General features: G+C 45.3%; 16 protein-coding genes and 1 riboswitch. Of the genes, 13 read left to right on the top strand and 3 right to left on the bottom strand.

Features of this window, described 5'->3' with window-relative positions; genetic code table 11:
- The first annotated feature begins 10 nt into the window (after window positions 1–10).
- The 9 genes from AB1L08_RS04880 (at window position 11) to AB1L08_RS04840 (ending at window position 9,528) form a co-directional block, all read left to right on the top strand.
- Window positions 11–943 carry an ABC transporter permease gene (locus tag AB1L08_RS04880; RefSeq protein WP_413063561.1) on the top strand — a complete coding sequence of 311 codons (933 nt, stop codon included), beginning with the start codon at window positions 11–13 and terminating at the stop codon, window positions 941–943.
- Window positions 943–1,896 (top strand): ABC transporter permease, encoded by a 954-nt coding sequence (locus tag AB1L08_RS04875; protein ID WP_413063560.1) that lies wholly within the window; start codon window positions 943–945, stop codon window positions 1,894–1,896. Before AB1L08_RS04880 ends, AB1L08_RS04875 begins: the two co-directional genes overlap by 1 nt.
- 4 nt (window positions 1,897–1,900) lie before the next feature.
- Complete coding sequence (locus AB1L08_RS04870) at window positions 1,901–2,896, top strand: ABC transporter ATP-binding protein (protein WP_413063559.1); 996 nt, start codon at window positions 1,901–1,903, stop codon at window positions 2,894–2,896.
- Between the two features lie 29 nt (window positions 2,897–2,925).
- The gene (locus AB1L08_RS04865) at window positions 2,926–4,557 is read left to right on the top strand and encodes a peptide ABC transporter substrate-binding protein (RefSeq protein ID WP_413063558.1); all 1,632 of its coding nucleotides are present in this window, start codon (window positions 2,926–2,928) and stop codon (window positions 4,555–4,557) included.
- Between the two features lie 230 nt (window positions 4,558–4,787).
- On the top strand, window positions 4,788–5,717 hold the full coding sequence (locus AB1L08_RS04860) for a S66 peptidase family protein (RefSeq protein ID WP_413063557.1): 930 nt from the start codon (window positions 4,788–4,790) through the stop codon (window positions 5,715–5,717).
- Window positions 5,718–5,729: 12 nt separating this feature from the next.
- Window positions 5,730–6,830 (top strand): mandelate racemase/muconate lactonizing enzyme family protein, encoded by a 1,101-nt coding sequence (locus tag AB1L08_RS04855; protein ID WP_413063556.1) that lies wholly within the window; start codon window positions 5,730–5,732, stop codon window positions 6,828–6,830.
- On the top strand, window positions 6,823–7,743 hold the full coding sequence (locus AB1L08_RS04850; RefSeq protein ID WP_413063555.1) for a C40 family peptidase: 921 nt from the start codon (window positions 6,823–6,825) through the stop codon (window positions 7,741–7,743). The genes AB1L08_RS04855 and AB1L08_RS04850 overlap by 8 nt, the downstream gene beginning before the upstream one ends.
- Window position 7,744: 1 nt before the next feature.
- Window positions 7,745–8,755, top strand: coding sequence for an ABC transporter ATP-binding protein (locus AB1L08_RS04845; RefSeq protein ID WP_413063593.1), 1,011 nt, complete (start codon window positions 7,745–7,747; stop codon window positions 8,753–8,755).
- A gap of 32 nt (window positions 8,756–8,787) precedes the next feature.
- On the top strand, window positions 8,788–9,528 hold the full coding sequence (locus AB1L08_RS04840; protein WP_413063554.1) for a serine hydrolase: 741 nt from the start codon (window positions 8,788–8,790) through the stop codon (window positions 9,526–9,528).
- Window positions 9,529–9,852: 324 nt separating this feature from the next.
- On the opposite strand, the gene pckA is transcribed toward AB1L08_RS04840, so the two are convergent.
- The gene (gene pckA, locus AB1L08_RS04835; protein WP_413063553.1) at window positions 9,853–11,442 is read right to left on the bottom strand and encodes a phosphoenolpyruvate carboxykinase (ATP); all 1,590 of its coding nucleotides are present in this window, start codon (window positions 11,440–11,442) and stop codon (window positions 9,853–9,855) included.
- A 1,059-nt stretch (window positions 11,443–12,501) separates the two neighbouring features.
- A riboswitch (SAM riboswitch) is annotated at window positions 12,502–12,630 on the top strand.
- A 151-nt stretch (window positions 12,631–12,781) separates the two neighbouring features.
- Between pckA and metK the strand changes: the two genes are divergently transcribed.
- From metK to asnB, 3 genes are all read left to right on the top strand, one after another.
- Window positions 12,782–13,993 (top strand): methionine adenosyltransferase, encoded by a 1,212-nt coding sequence (gene metK / locus AB1L08_RS04830; protein WP_413063552.1) that lies wholly within the window; start codon window positions 12,782–12,784, stop codon window positions 13,991–13,993.
- A 217-nt stretch (window positions 13,994–14,210) separates the two neighbouring features.
- Window positions 14,211–15,131, top strand: a complete 921-nt coding sequence (locus tag AB1L08_RS04825; RefSeq protein WP_413063551.1) for an NAD(P)H-dependent flavin oxidoreductase — start codon at window positions 14,211–14,213, stop codon at window positions 15,129–15,131.
- Window positions 15,132–15,295: 164 nt separating this feature from the next.
- Entirely contained in the window at window positions 15,296–17,191 is a 1,896-nt protein-coding gene (gene asnB / locus AB1L08_RS04820; RefSeq protein ID WP_413063550.1) for an asparagine synthase (glutamine-hydrolyzing), read from the top strand.
- Here asnB and AB1L08_RS04815 read toward each other — a convergent pair.
- Both AB1L08_RS04815 and AB1L08_RS04810 read right to left on the bottom strand, forming a co-directional pair.
- A complete protein-coding gene (locus AB1L08_RS04815; protein ID WP_413063549.1) occupies window positions 17,188–18,018 on the bottom strand; it encodes a C39 family peptidase in 831 nt (276 codons plus the stop codon). The genes asnB and AB1L08_RS04815 overlap by 4 nt on opposite strands.
- A 105-nt stretch (window positions 18,019–18,123) precedes the next feature.
- Window positions 18,124–18,639, bottom strand: a complete 516-nt coding sequence (locus tag AB1L08_RS04810) for a gamma carbonic anhydrase (RefSeq protein WP_413063548.1) — start codon at window positions 18,637–18,639, stop codon at window positions 18,124–18,126.
- A 270-nt stretch (window positions 18,640–18,909) separates the two neighbouring features.
- Here AB1L08_RS04810 and AB1L08_RS04805 point away from each other — a divergent pair, with 270 nt between their 5' ends.
- Window positions 18,910–19,716, top strand: a complete 807-nt coding sequence (locus tag AB1L08_RS04805) for an alpha/beta hydrolase (RefSeq protein ID WP_413063547.1) — start codon at window positions 18,910–18,912, stop codon at window positions 19,714–19,716.
- The last annotated feature ends 10 nt before the right edge of the window (window positions 19,717–19,726 follow it).

Here is a 19,726-nt window from a genome sequence, read left to right as displayed (position 1 = left end):
AGTGGCCATCATGAATACATATTTTATAAAACGTTTTGCGGCCATGATCATTACGTTATGGCTGATTATTACCGGAACATTTTTCTTAATGCATTCTGTGCCGGGATCGCCTTTTAACGAAGAGAGAACAACGAATGAAGCCATTCAAAAAAACCTTGCATCTTATTACCAATTGGATAAGCCGCTCATTGTGCAGTACGGCAATTATTTAGTATCACTTGTTCAGGGTGACCTCGGACCATCTATTAAAAAACCCGGCCAATCAGTAAATGATCTGCTTGGCAGAGGGTTTCCCGTATCATTTGAACTGGGAATGTATACGCTGATTGTGGCGACTATTTCCGGGATTGTCTTAGGGGTAGTGGCCGCCTTAAGGCATAACGGCTGGATTGATTACCTGGCGATGAGCGTGGCTGTATTGGGAATCTCCATTCCGAACTTTGTCATGGCGACGGCGCTCATTCAACAATTGGCTGTCAATATCCCGATATTTCCGGTGGCGACATGGTCAAGCCCAAAACATATGGTGTTGCCGATTTTGGCTCTGGCAACCGGCCCCATGGCCATTATTGCACGGTTAACGAGGACAAGCATGCTCGAAGTGTTAACCCAGGATTATATAAAAATGGCAAAAGCAAAGGGATTGTCGCCAGTGAAAATCGTCATGAAACATGCGTTGCGAAATGCCCTCCTGCCGGTCGTGACGGTTCTTGGTTCTTTGGCGGCAAGCATTTTAACCGGAACATTTGTCATTGAAAAAATATTTGCGATTCCCGGCATGGGAAAATATTTTGTCGACAGCATCAATAACCGGGATTACCCGGTCATTATGGGTACCACTGTTTTTTATAGTGCCCTGTTAATTTTCATGTTGTTTTTAGTAGATTTAGCCTATGGGTTCTTGGATCCCCGCATAAAGCTCCATAAAAAGGAGGCGAAATGATGGAACTGCGCAGACAGGAAGAGCGGAATATTTCGCCTGAAATACCTGATGAATGGTTTGTGCCGAAAGTCCGTGATGAAAAGCAAGCAGAAGCAGTCGTAAGACCGAGCTTATCTTATTGGAAGGACTCATGGCATCGCCTGGTGAAAAACAAATTGGCCATGGCCGGTTTGATTTTCCTCCTGCTTCTTGCTTTGCTGGCTATTTTCGGCCCGATGTTTTCACCCCATTCTGTTGAAACGCAAAAATTAACGCAGCAAAATCTTCCTCCATCGAGCAAGTATTGGTTTGGAACAGATGACTTGGGCAGAGATGTGTTCACCAGAACATGCTATGGGGCGCGAATTTCCTTATTTGTCGGGTTTATGGCAGCCATCATTGACTTTCTGATCGGGGTCACCTATGGGGGGATTGCCGGTTATAAAGGCGGACGGATTGATCATTGGATGATGCGGTTTGTTGAAATCTTGTATGGCCTGCCTTATTTACTGGTTGTCATTCTTGTCATGGTCGTGATTGGCCCTGGTCTAACCACGATTATTCTCGCTCTTTCGATTACCGGCTGGGTCGGAATGGCGCGGATTGTCAGAGGGCAGGTTCTGCAAATTAAAAACTATGAATTTGTGCTCGCCTCCCAAACGTTTGGGACGAAAACCTCGCGGATTATCCGCAAACATCTTTTGCCAAACACGATGGGCCCGATCATCGTGCAAATGACGCTGACGATTCCATCGGCGATTTTTGCGGAAGCTTTCTTAAGCTTTATCGGCCTTGGCATCCAGGCGCCGCATGCCAGCTGGGGAGTAATGGCGAATGACGGTTTATCGACGATTCTGTCAGGTTACTGGTGGCGCTTGTTCTTCCCAACTTTGTTTATTTCATTAACAATGTTTGCATTTAATGTTTTGGGCGACGGGTTACAGGATGCCCTTGATCCGAAACTAAGGAGGTAGCATCATGGAAAAAATCCTGCAGGTGAAAGATCTGCATGTATCATTCAAAACCTATGGCGGGGAAGTCAAAGCCGTACGCGGTGTCAGCTTTGATTTGCATAAAGGTGAAACATTGGCGATCGTCGGGGAATCCGGCTGCGGGAAAAGCGTGACCTCGCAGAGTATTATGAGGCTGATCCCGGAACCGCCAGGCAGGATTGCAGGCGGGGAGATACTATTTAAAAATAAAGATTTAATCAAGCTGAAGGAGCCTGAACTGAGAAAAATCCGCGGCGCTCAAATTTCAATGATATTTCAAGATCCGATGACGGCTTTAAATCCGACCATTACAATCGGTGACCAAATTATGGAAGGAATTCGCGAGCATGAGCCCATTTCCCGGAATAAAGCCAAGCAGAAGGCGATTGAGATGCTGGCGCTCGTCGGCATTCCTAACCCGGAAATCCGCTTGAAACAATATCCGCATCAGTTTAGCGGCGGGATGCGCCAGAGGATTGTGATTGCGATGGCACTCGTTTGTGAACCTGATGTACTGATAGCGGATGAACCGACAACGGCACTTGATGTCACCATTCAAGCACAAATTCTCGAACTATTCCGGGATATTCAAAAGAAAATCGGTGTTTCGATTATTTTAATCACGCATGATTTGGGGGTTGTTGCACAGGTTGCCGATAGAATTGCTGTCATGTACGCCGGCAAGATTGTCGAACTCGGGTCAAGGCGGGAGATATTTTATCAGCCGCAGCACCCCTATACAAAGGGATTGCTTCAATCCGTACCGCGCTTGGATATGGTCAAGGGTGACTTGATTCCGATTCCGGGAACACCACCGGATTTATTTGCACCGCCGGTTGGCTGTGCCTTTAGTGCCCGCTGTCCGTTTGCGATGGAAGTGTGCAGCCGCGTCTATCCGTTTCAATACCATGTAAGCGACCAGCATCAAGTCGATTGTTGGCTGCAGGATGAACGGGCGAGAAAATTGGTTTCAACATTTTAACATAATACTAATTTATAAGGGGGAGGAACATGAAAAAGTTGATGATAATGTTGGCTGCCATCATGCTTCTAATTTCTTTGTCGGCATGTACAGCCAACAAGGATGCCGGCAGTGAACCAAAAGACAATGGGAAAGAAAAGACCGCGGATAAGGGAGAAAAGGTTCTTTATTTAAATAATGGACAAGAGCCCACATCATTTGACCCGCCGATTGGCTTTGATGCCGTGTCTTACAATGCTTTAAACAATATTATGGAAGGGCTTACGCGGTTGGATGAAAGCCATGAGCCGCAGCCTGCAACGGCAGAAAAATGGGACATTTCCCAAGACGGTAAAACCTACACATTCCATATTCGTGAAAATGCCAAATGGTCAAACGGTGATGATGTAACGGCCGATGATTTCGTTTATGCCTGGAAACGCCTGTTGGATCCGAATACCGGTTCTGCTGCTGCTTTTTTAGGCTACTTTATTGAAGGCGGCGAAGAGTATAACGATGGAAAAGGCTCTGCTGACGATGTCAAGGTGAAAGCGATTGACAAAAAAACGTTGGAAGTAACACTGATGAGCCCGCAGGCTTATTTCCTAAGTGTCATTGCCAACCCTTGTTTTTTCCCAATCAATGAAAAAGTCGCAAAAGACAATCCAAACTGGTTTAACGAGGCCGGCACATTTGTCAGCAATGGACCGTTCAAGTTGGCTGAATGGAATCATGACAGTGATTTTACAATGGTAAAGAATGACCAATACTGGGATGTCAACAATGTGAAACTGGATAAAGTTCATTGGGCAATGGTCGATGATCCAAATACGGAATATCAAATGTTTACGACAGGTGAACTCGATACAACCGATATTCCGGCGGAACTGGCCGACAAGCTGTTTAAAGAGGAGAATGTCGAGATAGAGGATCAGGCAGGACTCTATTTCTACCGCTTTAATGTAACAAAAGAACCATTCCAAAATAAAAATATCCGTAAGGCCTTCGCGTTAGCAGTTGACCAAAAGCAAATGGTTGAACTTGTAACGAAGAACCAGGAGAAACCTGCTTATGGCTTTGTTTCCTATGGATTTAAAGATTCACAAGGCAATGATTTCCGTGAAAAGAATGGCGATCTGATTAAAACCGATCCAGCAAAAGCAAAAGAATTATTGGAAAAAGGAATGAAAGAAGAAGGATATTCGAAGCTGCCGGAAGTCACTTTGACTTATAACACACTTGACGATCATAAGAAGATTGCCGAGGCTTTGCAGCAAATGTTTAAAGAGAACCTGGACGTTGATGTAAAGCTGGCCAACTTGGAAAGCAGCGTATTTGTAGAAGATCAAAAAGCACTGAAATTCCAATTTTCACGCAGTTCATTCCTTGCTGACTATGCCGATCCCATCAACTTCCTGGAGAACTTTATTACCGGTTCCCCAATGAACCGTACAGGCTGGAGCAATAAGGAATTTGATCAAATAATTAAAGCAGCCAAACATGAAAAAAATGAAGAAAAACGTTATGAAATGATGTATAAAGCGGAAAAAATCTTGCTGGATGAAGCACCCATTGTTCCCATTCATTTCTACAACCAGCCTTATTTACAAAATAAAGATGTTACCGGCATTGTCCGCCACCCTGTGGGCTATTTAGAATTAAAATGGGCTGATAAGAAATAATCTGCTAAAAGTACGTGTTCAAAAAGTTGACAAATCAGAAGCAAGAAGATCGAGGCGGCGAAGTTTCGAGCAGCGGAATGTATGCTTTTAAATACATGAGCAGCGCAGAAACGAGCCAACGAAGAGATTCGCCGCTTATCATTTGGCGACTTTTTGAACAACCTCTAAAAGGGGTGTTCGATTGGAGCATCCCTTTTGCCCGCCTATCATAAAGTAGAAGAAAGGGGGTCATGATGTTGCCGTTTATCAAACCATTTCGTTTGCAGGAAGGGGATGCCGTTGCGGTGGTTGCACCGGCAAGTCCGCCGAACCTTGACAATCTTGAACGGGGAATTGAGTTCTTACAAGGACTTGGATTAAACGTGATAAGAGGAAAAAGCCTCACCAACATAAACGGTTATTTGGCAGGAACAGATGAGGAACGGCTGCAAGATTTACATGAAGCATTTCTGGATCCTGAGGTGAAGGGCGTTATCTGTGCCTGCGGCGGATACGGCACTGGCCGGATTGCCGCCAAGATCGATTATGAAATGATTCGTCACCACCCGAAAATTTTCTGGGGTTATAGCGATATTACTTTTTTACATACAGCCATCAGGCAGGAGACCGGCCTCGTGACCTTCCATGGTCCAATGCTTGGGTCGGATATAGGCAAGGAAGATACACACCCATTATCGAAAAAATGCTTTCAGCAATTATTTCAGCCGGCGGAATGGGCCTATACGGAAGACATTTCGCCGCTTGAAGCGGTAGTGGAAGGGAAAGCGGACGGGCCGTTAGTCGGCGGAAACTTATCATTGCTGGTAAGTACACTTGGAACAAAGTTTGAAATCGACACAAAGGATAAACTTTTATTGATTGAAGATGTCAATGAGGAACCGCGCGCTGTCGACCGAATGCTGAATCAGCTTTACATGGCCGGAAAACTCGATGACGCGAGCGGTATAGTAATTGGCGACTTTGCCGACTGCATCCCGAAATGTGATTTATCGCTTTCGCTTCATGAAGTGATTGACCACTACGTAAAGCTGGCCAATAAACCGGCCATCAAGGGTTTCCAAATGGGTCATTGCAATCCGCATATCGCGGTACCGTTGGGCGTTCAGGCGACGCTTGACACAACGGAGAAAAAGCTATCGGCAGATTCCGGCATCATGTAAAGGATGGTAAAGATGAAGATTGAGCAAATAGAAACGTATAAAGTGGCGGTCCCGCTTCTTAATCCTTTTAAAACAGCCTTAAGAACCGTAAAGGTGGCCGAATCTGTTTTGGTGAAAATAACGTGCGATAACGGAATTACCGGCTGGGGGGAAGCACCGCCGACTGTTATCATAACAGGCGAGAGCCTGCAGAGCATCGAATCCGCCGTTCATCTGGAGATTGCGCCTTTTTTGAAAAATAAAAGTCTGTTGAACTATGAACTTATTTTTCAAGGACTGAAAACAGGAATGGTTGGCAATTCCAGCGCCAAAGCTGCGGTGGATATGGCACTGTATGATTGTCTGGCGCAATATTGCAAGCTGCCGTTATACCAATTTCTCGGCGGCTATAAAAAGGAACTGGAAACTGATTTTACCGTGAGTGTCAACGGACCGGAGGAGATGGGCGATGACGCGGTTTCTTATATCAACCAGGGGTTCAATGTTTTAAAGGTCAAGGTTGGCAAAGATGATGTCGAAACCGACGTGGAACGGATTCGGGAAATTCGAAAGCGTGTCGGGAATAAGATTAAAATCCGGCTGGATGCCAACCAGGCATGGACGGCAAAGGATGCCATCAGAGCAATCCGCAAACTGGAAGACAGGGGATTAAATATTGAGCTGGTGGAGCAGCCGGTAAAGGCGGATGATTTGGAAGGCCTGAAACAAGTGACCGATCACGTTGACACGCTGATTATGGCAGACGAATCCGTGTTCACACCGAAGCAGGCATTTCAAGTCTTGAAAACAAGAAGTGCCGATTTAATTAATATTAAGATCATGAAATCCGGCGGGATTTATCAGGCGCAAATCATCAATCAGCTGGCGGAAACTTGCGGTGTTGAGTGCATGGTTGGCAGCATGATTGAAACCCATCTTGGCATTACCGCCGCGGCCCATTTTGCCGCCAGCAAGAAAAATATTACCCGTTTTGACTTTGATGCCCCGCTCATGCTCGAGAAGAACATCATCGATGGGGGCATTCAATATCGGAAGCGGTATATTACACTCCCGGATGAACCGGGGCTTGGAATAAAAAAGGTGCATGTTGAAGGGGGAATTCCGCATGGATAGAAGGCTTGTCAATGTGGCGGTTGCAACTGTCTGGACATCTCACGATTCACCGCGGGAAATAGATTGGGATGCGGTAACAAATCCTGTGGATATTCCTGCATGGCTCCATCGCCTCACCTATGAAACAAGGCTGGGGCTCTGTCATGATCATTTGGTACAAAGTCAAGTATTGTATGGCCAGGAGGTCATTGTGACCGAAGAGGCAAAGGGATGGGCCCATGTGATTGTCCCGGAACAGCCTTCTTCCAAAAATCCTCTCGGCTATCCCGGCTGGATTCCGATGGTCCAATTAACCCAATGCCCTAATGAATGGAATATCCACGATGGCCCGGTGGCTGTCGTTGCGAAGCCGAAAGCGGCACTGCATACGAATGTGGATATGGAGCTATCCTATCAAACCATCCTGCCGCTTGCAGGAGAAGACGGTCAGAATGTAATGATAAAAACACCGGACGGCAGCCAAGGAAGATTGGATCGGAAAGATGTTGTGATCAGTGAATCTTTGGACTCCCGCCATAAAGGGACAGGGCTGGACATCGTGTCCTGCGGTGAGCAATTTATCGGATTGCCCTATTTGTGGGGCGGAATGAGCAGTTATGGCTATGATTGCTCGGGTTTCAGCTATTCGATGTGCAAGGCCAATGGTTATATCATTCCCCGGGATGCCCATGACCAGGCGAAATCCGGAAAAGAGGTTGATATTGCTTCCGATTTACAACCGGGGGATTTAGTGTTTTTTGCCTATGAAGAAGGGAAAGGAAAAATCCACCATGTTGGTATTTATTACGGCGATGGAAAATTGCTTCATTCGCCAAATACCGGAAAAACGATTGAAATCATTCCGTTAGCAGGGACAATCTATGAAAAAGAACTTTGTGCAGCGAGACGCTATTGGCTGGAGACGGAGGCTTAAAATGGGAAAGCAGGCATTACTGCAAGTAAACAATTTGAAAAAACATTTTTATCTCGGCAAGAGCGAAATTTTAAAGGCTGTTGATGGAATTTCCTTTCACATCAATAAAGGGGAGACGTTCGGAATTGTCGGTGAATCGGGCTGCGGGAAATCGACCGTCGGCAGAACGATCATCGGTCTTTATGACCGGACGGAAGGCGAGGTCATTTTTAAAGGTAAAAATGTCCATACCATGAATCAAAAAGAGCGATACGCTTTTCATCGGCAAATGCAAATGATTTTCCAGGATCCGTATGCATCGTTAAATCCAAGGTCAACTGTCAGCGAAATTATTTCGGAACCGATGGAAGTCCATGGAATGTTTGCGAATAAACAAGAACAATTAAAACGTGTGTATCAATTATTGGAAGATGTCGGCCTGCACAAAGATCATGCCAATCGATATCCCCACGAATTCAGCGGCGGTCAGCGGCAAAGGATAGGCATTGCCAGAGCACTGGCCCTTGATCCGGAATTTATTATCGCGGATGAACCCATTTCGGCTTTGGATGTGTCCGTTCAGGCACAGGTTGTCAATTTGTTGAAACGGCTGCAAAAGGAAAAAGGGTTGACCTATCTTTTTATCGCCCACGATCTTTCCATGGTGAAACAAATCAGCGATAAAATCGGCGTCATGTATTTAGGTCATATGGCCGAATTGACGGAGAGCGACAAATTATACAAGAATCCGCTGCACCCATATACCCGGGCCCTGCTTTCGGCGATTCCCATTCCCGACCCGGATGTGGAAGACAAACGGGAACGGATTATTTTAGAGGGGGAGCTTCCCAGCCCGATTAATCCTCCGAGCGGCTGTGTCTTTAGAACCCGCTGCCCAATGGCAATGGATGTTTGTGCGCTGGAAAAACCGAAATGGCAGGAAGTCCATCATCATCATTATGTGGCCTGTCATTTATATGATCATCAGAAAACAAACGGTCAATCTTTCTCCGGGACTGCCGTTTCGAGGTAGACATGTTACCTTTTTCAGGAGAATTAAAACAGGTGTTGGAAGATTTAAAAGGGAGGGCTGGGCTCGCGATTGAAATAGACAACGATTGTTTTTATTTCAATTATGAGGAGGTATTCCCCTCAGCAAGTGTCATCAAGGTTCCGATTTTAATGGAAGCGCTGAGGCAGGCGGAGAGCGGCAGCATAAATATAAATGAAAGCGTGCAAATCCGCCATCGTGTCGGTGGATCCGGGGTACTGCAGGCCCTATCAGATCAAGTTGTCGTGACGGTAAAAGATCTCATGACACTGATGATTACCGTGTCAGATAATACTGCGACGAACATGATGATTGATCTGTTGGGAATGGACGCAATCAATACATCGATTGAAAGCATGGGAATGCAGAAGACGGTGCTTCAACGAAAAATGATGGACTTTGCGGCTATTGAGCGAGGCATCAATAATCTGACAAGCCCCGCTGATATCATCACTAGTTTAAAAGTCTTGGATCAGGGGGATTTTTTGACGGAGGAAAGCCGAAAACTGGCACTGGAAATCATGCACGCCCAGCAGTTTCATGATAAGCTCTCGGCCATGATTGACCCGGAAGCAATCTTTGTCGCCGGCAAAACCGGCAGCCTGCCGCAGGTGGAGAATGATTGTGCGGTTTTCAAATGGGGTAATAAAACGGCGTATGTGGCCGTTTTAATGGACCAGCTTGAGGATTCCTATTCGGGCAGACAGGTAATTAGCAAAGTCGGCAAGTACATTTATGATAGTTTAATCGCATAATTTCTTTATAAAAATTTAGTTTTGTTTGGAAAATTCATCCAACCATATTTAGCCTTATATGAAATTCGTGTTCCTCGGACCGGAGGTTTGCCGTCCGCTTCCTTCAGATTCCGCGTCATAGCGGACCCCCTTGCGTTAAGCGAACTGTTATTTCTGCGGGACTTGCACCCTATAGACTCGCGCCCATGCCGAACGCACCATAAAAGCACGCTGCGGTTGAATGTAGAGCGTGCTTTTTGCCAATCAGGCACAGGCGATTGCCTGATCCTTGCCAAAAATAAAAAAAGCTTGCAAAGAGGAATGTTCTTTGCAAGCTTTTTTTCATTATTTTACAATTGGCCCGCCCAATTGCTGGATGGATTTGTCAATATGTGAAAACTTGGCGAAGTTTTGACTAAACTTGGCAGCAAGCTCTTTTGCTTTTTCAAAATAAGCACTCTCATTCGCCCAAGTTTTGTTCGGCTGCAGTACTTCATCCGGAACACCGGGCACATGGAGTGGAATGGACAGTCCAAAAACTCCATCTTTAATGGTTTCCACGTTTTCCAATTCTCCGTTTAATGCAGCTTGAACCATGGCACGGGTATAACTTAAGTTCATTCTGCTGCCGACACCGTATTCTCCGCCGGTCCAACCTGTATTGACAAGGTAGACCTGCACGCCGTGCTCATCAATTTTCTTTCCGAGCATTTCAGCATACCGTGCAGCCGGGAGCGGCAGGAACGGCGCCCCGAAACATGTTGAGAATGTCGCTTCAGGGGAAGTGACGCCTCTTTCTGTTCCGGCGAGCTTGGACGTGTACCCGCTCAAGAAATGGTACATGGCCTGCTCTTTCGTTAATTTGCTGATTGGAGGCAGCACGCCAAAAGCATCAGCAGTTAAAAATACGATAACGGAAGGATGGCCGGCAATGCTTGGTTCAACGATGTTGTCGATTGCCTGGATGGGATAAGCCGCTCTTGTGTTTTCCGTTAATGTTGTATCAGCATATTGCGGTTCACGGGTATCCGGATCAACGATTACATTTTCCAAAACCGACCCAAATGTAATGGCATTATAAATTTGCGGCTCTTTTTTTGCCGATAAACCTGCCGTTTTAGCATAGCAGCCGCCTTCCACATTAAAGACTCCGTTTGGAGACCAGCCGTGCTCGTCATCCCCGATGAGCCGGCGATTTGGATCCGCAGATAACGTCGTTTTTCCTGTTCCGGAAAGTCCGAAGAAAAGCGCTACATCGCCCTCGATCCCAACGTTGGCCGAGCAATGCATCGATAAAATGTCCGCCTCCGGGAGAACATAGTTCATCACAGAGAAGATGGATTTTTTCATTTCTCCTGCATATTCTGTTCCGCCGATCAAAACAATTTTGCGTTCGAATGACACGATGATAAATGTTTCTGATTTTGTGCCGTCAACTTCAGGGTTCGCTTTGAAGCCTGGAGCTGAAACAACAGTAAATTCAGTTTGATGTTTTGCAAGTTCTTCCGCGGAAGGGCGTATAAACAGCTGATGGGCAAACAGGTTGTGCCAGGCATATTCATTTATGACTTGAATCGGCAAACGGTATTTTTCATCAGCCCCGGCAAATCCTTTAAATACAAAAATTTCATCTCTTGATTGTAAATATTGGATTACCTTTGTATAGAGCTTTTCAAATACATCAGAAGAAATGGGCTGGTTGACAGTGCCCCAATCAATTTTGTCCTTTACAGAAGGCTCCTCGACAATAAATTTATCTTTTGGGGAACGGCCCGTATACTTTCCAGTTTCAGCACGGACAGCACCGGATGCAGTAAGAATTCCCTCGTTGCGGTTCAATACTTTTTCGACCAGTTGAGGCACTGATAATTGCAAATGAACGTTTTGCCCATTTATTAATTGAGTTAATTCGCTTTTGATGCCTATTGAACTCATTCCTTACCCTTCCTTTATTTATGATTTTTAAGTTTTAGCCACTTGAGAATTAGTATAACACATTTAAATGAATAGTCTATACTAATTTTGAATATTTCATGAACATGATGGGGCGTTTCTTGTTGTATACCCTTTTTTGATAAGTAAAGTATAACTTGCTCAGAAAATTTTGGGTTCAAAAGAAGCTTTTCTGTGTCTGGCTCGATGGACAGGACGTCCTGGTCCCGCCGGCGTCACAGGACGTGGCGACTTAATGCGCCAGCACCTAGCCCCTCGTTTTCCCAAGCTGCTTCCTTATTCGTCGCTTGCGAGCTGCCTTATTGGAAATCGTCTTGTTTGTCTGCGTTTAGCAAGGCGCTTTTCCTGTAAATTAAGTTTCTAAGTGACCGTAAAGGGTGAAAATCGATCATTTGGGTCACGTAGAATGGCTCTAAGTGACCGTAAGGGTTGAAAGTCCGTCATTTGGGTCACGTAGAATGGCTCTAAGTGACCGTAAGGGTTGAAAGTCCGTCATTTGGGTCACGTAGAAAGTTTCTAAGTGACCGTAAAGGGTGAAAGTCCGTCATTTGGGTCACGTAGAGAGGTTCTAAGTGACCGTAAAGGTTGAAAATCCGTCGCTTCGGCCACGTGGAGTGTTTCCTGGAGCCCGAAAAAGTTAAAATCGACAATCCAGTCACTTAGACGCGTTAAAAAGAGCCCGAATTTGATGGTTTTGTAAAACAGGTCGCTTAGATGGTCATACGACCCAGTGGATAGGACTTTCCCTCCTGATAGCGGGGCGGGGCGTCTATTATTTATGAAATTTTTGCTTTTTTAGTGGATAATATTGACAGTTGGCTAATCACTAATTCAAGTCAAGTCTTCCTCGGCCATTTGCCTTATATTTTCTGCCGATACAGGCGCCTTGAGCTTTTTTACAAAAAAGCCATGAAGGGCGCTTTTGGATGAAAAAAATATATAAAGTGCTTTCTGTCCATTTCAGCAACTTTCTATAATCATTAAGGGTTCCCCGTTGACATCATTTTATCATTTAAGTTATGATTTTATAATGAATGGATACTCTTATCCTGAGATGGTGGAGGAAACAGGTCCGTTGAAGCCCGGCAACCTGCTATGAGCAAGCAACTGTGCTTGGCGAATAGAAAGGTGCTTACCTGTAGCAAGGCCAAAAGCCTTGGACGATAAGAGTGAAAGGCTCGGAATACGAAAAAAACCTTTCCTCAACATTTGCTGCGGGAAAGGTTTTTTGCTTTTTTGGCATGTTCGTATTAAAGTGTTTCAAATGGATAGGAGAATGTTCAGTTTAATTCATCATTTATTGTTTAAAGGAGGAGCTTTGATGTCCAAAAACCGGCGATTATTTACATCTGAGTCCGTTACTGAGGGACATCCGGATAAAATTTGTGATCAGATTTCTGATGCCATATTGGATGCCATCCTTGCCGAGGATGCAAATGCCCGTGTGGCATGTGAAACGTCCGTAACAACCGGACTTGTTTTGGTGGCAGGGGAAATTACAACATCTACTTATGTGGATATTCCAAAAATCGTTCGCGATACTTTGAAAGACATTGGTTATACGCGGGCAAAATACGGCTTTGATGCCGAAACATGTGCGGTCATTACTTCGATTGATGAGCAATCTCCCGATATTGCCGCGGGAGTCAACGTTGCCCTTGAGGCAAGGGAAGGCGAGATGAGCGATGAAGAAATTGAAGCGATCGGAGCAGGGGACCAAGGCCTCATGTTCGGCTATGCATGCAACGAGACGAAAGAACTGATGCCGCTTCCGATCTCATTGGCTCACAAGCTTTCAAGGAGGCTGGCAGAAGTTCGCAAGAATGAAGAGGTAGCATACTTGCGTCCCGACGGAAAAACACAAGTAACCATTGAATACAATGAGGACGGAAAGCCGGTACGTGTGGACACGATTGTCATTTCGGCCCAGCACCATCCCGAAGTGACACTTGAACAAATTCAGGATGACATAAAAGAACATGTCATTCAGCCAGTCGTTCCTTCCGGATTGATTGATGATCAGACAAAATATTTTATCAACCCGACAGGACGATTTGTCATTGGAGGTCCACAGGGGGATGCAGGATTAACCGGAAGAAAGATTATCGTCGATACGTATGGAGGATATGCCCGTCACGGAGGCGGCGCCTTTTCCGGGAAGGATCCGACGAAGGTAGACCGTTCTGCAGCGTACGCGGCAAGATATGTTGCCAAAAATATTGTGGCTTCAGGGGTTGCCGATAAATGTGAAGTTCAGCTTGCGTATGCAATTGGTGTTGCGCAGCCCGTTTCGATTTCGGTGGATACCTTTGGAACCGGAAAAGTGGATGAAGAAATATTGGTAAAAGCGATTCGGGAAAACTTTGATCTCCGCCCCGCAGGCATTATTAAAATGCTTGATTTGCGCCGTCCCATTTACAGACAAACGGCTGCTTACGGGCACTTTGGACGGACGGATATCGATTTGCCTTGGGAAAGAACAGATAAAGCTGAAGCGATTGCCCGTTTCGCTTCATTAAAAGGATTGTTTTAAAAATAGCGGAGCTGCGAATATGCGGCTTCGTTTTTTGCAGTCAAAAAGGAGCCGGAAAAACCTGCATGGGTTGACGCTGGCTCTTGTTGTGGGAGAATGATTTATAGGAAAATTCTACGAGGGGGAATCAGGATGAAAAGGGAACACATCTTCGCTGAATTGATGGAATGTTTATTTTATGAAACTGAGGGCAACGGGACTCCGGAGGTGATGGAAGATGCTTAAACTTCCTGTCATCGTGGCGCCGATGTTTTTAGTGTCCACACCCAAAATGGTTATTGAAGCAGGGAAAGCCGGCGTCATTGGATCTTTTCCGCTTTTAAATGCCCGTCCTGCTGACGTGTGTGCACAATGGCTGGAAGAAGTACATAAAAATTTGGAAGGCATGCCTTGGGCAGTGAATTTTATTTGTCACAGAAAAGCAAATAAAAGATATGATGAGGATATTGAACTCATCCGGACGTATCAACCGCCGATCGTCATTACATCCCTTGGACATCCCGGAGAAGTAAAGGATATTGTGCACGGATACGGCGGACTTATTTATTCGGATGTAGCCAATATTGACCATGCCAAAAAAGCAGCCAAAACAGGAATCGATGGCTTGATTTTAGTGTGTGCCGGGGCTGGGGGACATGGGGGAAGACTCAACCCATTTGCGTTCATCGCAGCGGTAAAAGAATTTTTTGGCGGAACGATTATTTTGTCGGGATCGATTTCCACAGGCAAAGATGTGTTGGCGGCACAAGTGATGGGGGCAGACTATGCCTACATGGGAACACGTTTTTTGGCAGCGAAAGAAAGCAATGCGAATGATGAATATAAAAACATGGTACTGCAATCCACGATAGAAGACATTCTTTATACAGATGCTTTCAGCGGCGTTCATGCGAATGTTCTCATTCCCAGCCTGATCAAAGAAGGAATTGACCCAGCATCGTTAACGTCGAAAGACGAAGTGGATTTGTCACATTTGGTTAATGTAAAGGCATGGCGTGAAATTTGGTCCGCAGGCCAGGGGGTCACCAATGTCAAGAAAATGGAAACAACGAAAGAAATTGTGCAAACACTGTTGAAAGAATATGAGAAAGGAAGAGCTGGCTTGTTGCAAAACCGTTTTCGAACTGAAATGGGCTAAACACCGGACGAATGCAATTATGCTGGAGCGGTCCGCATTTGGTCATCCTCTTTCTTTTTGACTTTTTGATACAAATTTTGATATGTTTTTTCTGCCAATAAAGAGAAAATAATGTTAATATAAGTAAGGTATGGCTTGAATTTAATTGGAGTAGGTGACACAAAATGTGCGGTTTTATCGGTTGCATCCATGAACATGCAAAAGAACAAAACGAATCAGAGCAACAAGTATTAAAGCGGATGAACGACTTGATTATCCACCGCGGTCCGGATGACGAAGGTTATTATTCCGATGACCATATCCGGTTTGGATTCAGGCGGTTGAGCATTATCGATATAGAAAGTGGAGGCCAGCCCCTTTCATTTGAAAATGAACGTTACTGGATCATCTTTAATGGTGAAATATACAATTTTGTGGAATTGCGTGAGGAACTCGTAAAAAAAGGGGTGTCCTTTGAAACAGAATCTGATACGGAAGTTATCCTAGCCTTGTTCAGCGAGTTAAGGGAAAAAGCGGTCGAGCATTTGCGCGGCATGTTTGCTTTTGCCATCTGGGACAAAGAAAAGCAGGAGCTGTTTGGCGCGCGTGACCCGTTTGGGATCAAGCCATTTTTCTATTTGGAAAGAGAGGGGGAAACCTTTTTTGCTTCCGAGAAAAAGAGCATTTTGCTTGCGATGGAAGCCAGCGAGTTAAATGCGGATTCCTTGCAGCATTACATGACTTTCCAGTTCGTTCCAGAACCGGACACAATGACGAAAGATATTAAAAAATTGGAGCCTGGCCATTATTTTACAAAAAAACCGGGAGAGCCGATGAAAATATCCCGTTATTGGAAAGCAAGCTTTGCCCCCGCCGGCCACCGCACGGAGGAAGATTTTATAAAAGAGATCCGGGATGTCCTGTTTGACTCGGTTAACCTTCATATGAGAAGCGATGTGCCTGTCGGATCTTTCCTGTCCGGAGGAATTGACTCGTCACTGATCGTATCGATTGCCAAGCAATTTCATCCGAATATTAAAACGTTCTCCGTCGGTTTTGAGAGAGAGGGATTCAGTGAAATTGACGTAGCAAAAGAAACGGCTGACCGCCTCGGAGTGGAAAATATCAGCTATGTCATTTCTCCGGAAGAATATATAAATGAACTGCCAAAAATTATGTGGCATATGGATGACCCACTTGCAGATCCTGCTTGCGTTCCTTTATATTTTGTGGCACGCGAAGCGAGAAAACATGTAACGGTTGTTTTATCAGGGGAAGGAGCCGATGAGCTGTTCGGCGGTTACAACATATACAGGGAGCCGCAATCGTTGGAGATGTTCAATAAAATTCCCGATGTCGGAAAAGCTTTGCTAAGGTCTCTGGCCAGTACCCTGCCGGAAGGCGTAAGGGGAAAAAGCTTCATTGAACGCGGGGTTACGCCAATGGAGGAAAGATATATCGGAAATGCGAAAATGTTCTCCGAGGAAGAAAAGCAGGCGTTACTTGGAAAATATAACAGAAATGTCGATTTCCGGGATGTGACAAGGCCTTTGTACGCCGAAACAACCGGGTATGACCCGGTAGACCGGATGCAGTATATTGACATCCACACGTGGATGCGCGGGGATATTTTACTCAAGGCGGACCGGATGACGATGGCCCACTCGCTTGAATTGCGCGTTCCGTTCCTTGATAAAAAAGTGTTTGAAGTCGCATCGAAAATTCCGACATCGTTGAAAACGGCAAACGGTACAACCAAGTACATTTTGAGAAAAGCAGCGGAAGGAATTGTTCCGGATCATGTACTTAACCGGAAAAAGCTTGGATTCCCGGTTCCGATCCGGCATTGGCTGAAGGCGGAAATGCATGATTGGGCGGTTAACACCATTAAACAAAGTGAAACGAGCCAATTCATCAACAAGCAATATGTACTTGATTTGCTGGATGAACATTGCCGTGGAAAATTGGATCACAGCCGTAAAATTTGGACGGTGCTTGTCTTCATGATATGGCATGCCGTTTTTGTGGAAGAAAAATACGATTTTCAAAAAGAACCCGAGGCAGCCGCTTCAGGCTCTTAATCTCCTGAGTAAGTAAGGGCCTGGCTGCCCATTTGCACCCATGATTTTTCGAAATCCTGAATGGGTGCTTTTTTGTTTTTCTTTCCTGTCAAAGGGTCGTTGAAATAGACGTATTGCCCATCATAGCCCGTTATAAGCACTGAATGTTCCTTCATCGTAACTTTGATCGGGCCTGATGTTGTTTCCCACGTTTCAAAATACGAGTCATCCAGTTCCCGGTATTCGGCATTGATGATGACCCAGACCGGCCTGCCGCTCGAAAGGGGAATCTTTAATTCTTCGAACGACTCTCCTGTCAAATTGACCATCTGTCCGGGCAAATATTTTTCCCCCAGTTCCATGATCGGTTCGTGATAAACGCCAAGCCCCGGTTCGCTGAACGTATACATATTCCCTACAAAGCCTTCGTGAGGATTTCCGAAATGTACTTTTCCGTTTTTTACGATGCGGGGAGTGGGGTCCTTCTTTACTTCTTTTGCGAGTTTCATTTTGTCGGCATGGACGCCCGCGCTTTCCAAAAGCATGGCGAGGGCCGTCACCTCGCAGCCCCGCGGCAGCTCAGGAAGCTGTTTGATAACCGGGGCGTCCAGTAATACCTGATCTTTAATGGGGATGATTTCGAGATCCCCATTCCTTGCTGCTCCCTGGAAAGCAACCGCATGATTGTTTTTCGGGGAATAAACAGTGTTAAATAAAACAAAAATAAAAGTTGCTCCTGAAACCAAGACAGCAATCGTGTAGCCCAATGAATCCCGCTTATAATAAAGAAACAGCAACACGAGCAGGAGTAAAGGGATCATCATATAGTACAGGGCCGTTCCATCCATTATCATCACCTGGTTTATAACAAATCATTTACTGCTTATTGTTTTAATCGGCAAAAATAAGGAAAGCTTTAACGCTCATGTACTGACAATTATGTGAACGTTCCACTATTTTTGCAATGATTTATAATAAGCGCCTTTTTCAGCGTATTCTCTTGAAATTCTCTTCATTTCTGCCCTGTCGGCATCTGTCACTTTGCGGATCACTTTTGCCGGCCGGCCAAAGGCAACCGTGTTTGCAGGGATCACTTTTCCTTGGGGAATGAGGCTGCCGGCTCCTATGAAGGCACCCTCCCCGATTTCCGCCTGATCCAAAATGATGGATCCCATGCCAATTAGGGCTTTTTCTCTTATAATACAACTATGGAGGATCACTTGATGCCCCACTGTCACTTCATCCTCGATAATAAGCGGGTTCCCGGGGCTTTGGTGCAGAACAGAATTGTCTTGAATGTTTACTTTTTTACCGATGATTGTTGGGGCAACATCCCCGCGAATGGCACAATTAAACCAAACGCTCGAATCCTCCCCGATGATGACATCACCGGTGATGGTCGCATAATCCGCAATAAACACGGATGGTGCAATTTTCGGTGTTTTTCCGTTGTAAGGGTAAATAGCCATAATGAAACATCCTTTCTTGAAAGTTAAGATTGTATAAATTTGCTCTTTTGCAAATTGGTACCAATCCGGCTTCTGACCTCCGGCGTCTGGGAAAGACGCACCAGCGTTTTTCCTAACCATTGATCTATCTCTATCTTAACGAAAATAGTGGAAAAAGTGTTGCGAGATTCTTCAAGGAGAAAAAGGGGAATGTATACGTATCATAAAAAGAAGGAGACTCAATCATTTCATTGATGTTCTTAAAAAATATTAGGCGAGGAGTTTTTCAACATGAGAAAATGGGAAGCTGAAGGGAAAGCCCGCGCGGTTATCGTCCTTGTTCACGGTGCCATGGAACACCATCGGCGTTACGGATGGCTCATAGAAATGTGGCGTGTGAACCATTTTCATATTGTAACGGGAGATTTGCCGGGACAGGGGCTGACAACCCGCTCGCAAAGGGGCCATATCGACTCTTTTAACGAATACATTATCGAAGTGGAAAACTGGATTGAGGAAGCCGAAAAGTATGCACTGCCCGTATTTCTTCTTGGCCACAGCATGGGCGGTCTGACAGTCATCAGGCTTCTTCAGGAAAGAAAAATAAAGCCTGCAGGCGTCATTCTTTCATCTCCTTGCCTGGGGCTTGCGGAGTATCCGCCGCTGCCGGTCAACGCCTTATCTGTCGGCTTGAACTGGATCGCTCCGGAGATCAAGGTAAAAAGCAATTTAAATGTTGACTTGGTTACAAGGAACGAGGATGTAAAGGACCGGGCTTTAAACGACAGTTTATTTGTTACAAAAGTATCTGTCCGCTGGTACAGAGAACTTTTAAAAGCGATGAAGGCAGCTTTCACAAACATTTCAACCTTTCCGGATGTTCCTCTTTTGGTCATGCAGGGCGGAGATGATAAAATTGTAGACAAAGAGGACGTGGCCGATTGGTTTAATCGGCTCACGATCACCGAAAAGCTTTATAAAGAATGGCCGAAGTGTTATCATGAAATTTTCAATGAGCCTGAAAGAGAGCTCATATTTGAATATGCAAAGAATTTTATTCACAACGAGCTGCTTCTGATAGAGTATAATGGTAACTAAATGAGGTGAT

It is taken from the genome of Siminovitchia jepli, assembly GCF_047228825.1.
In the GTDB taxonomy this organism is placed as follows: domain Bacteria; phylum Bacillota; class Bacilli; order Bacillales; family Bacillaceae_C; genus Siminovitchia.
This window is presented reverse-complemented; position numbering and strand designations above follow the sequence as displayed.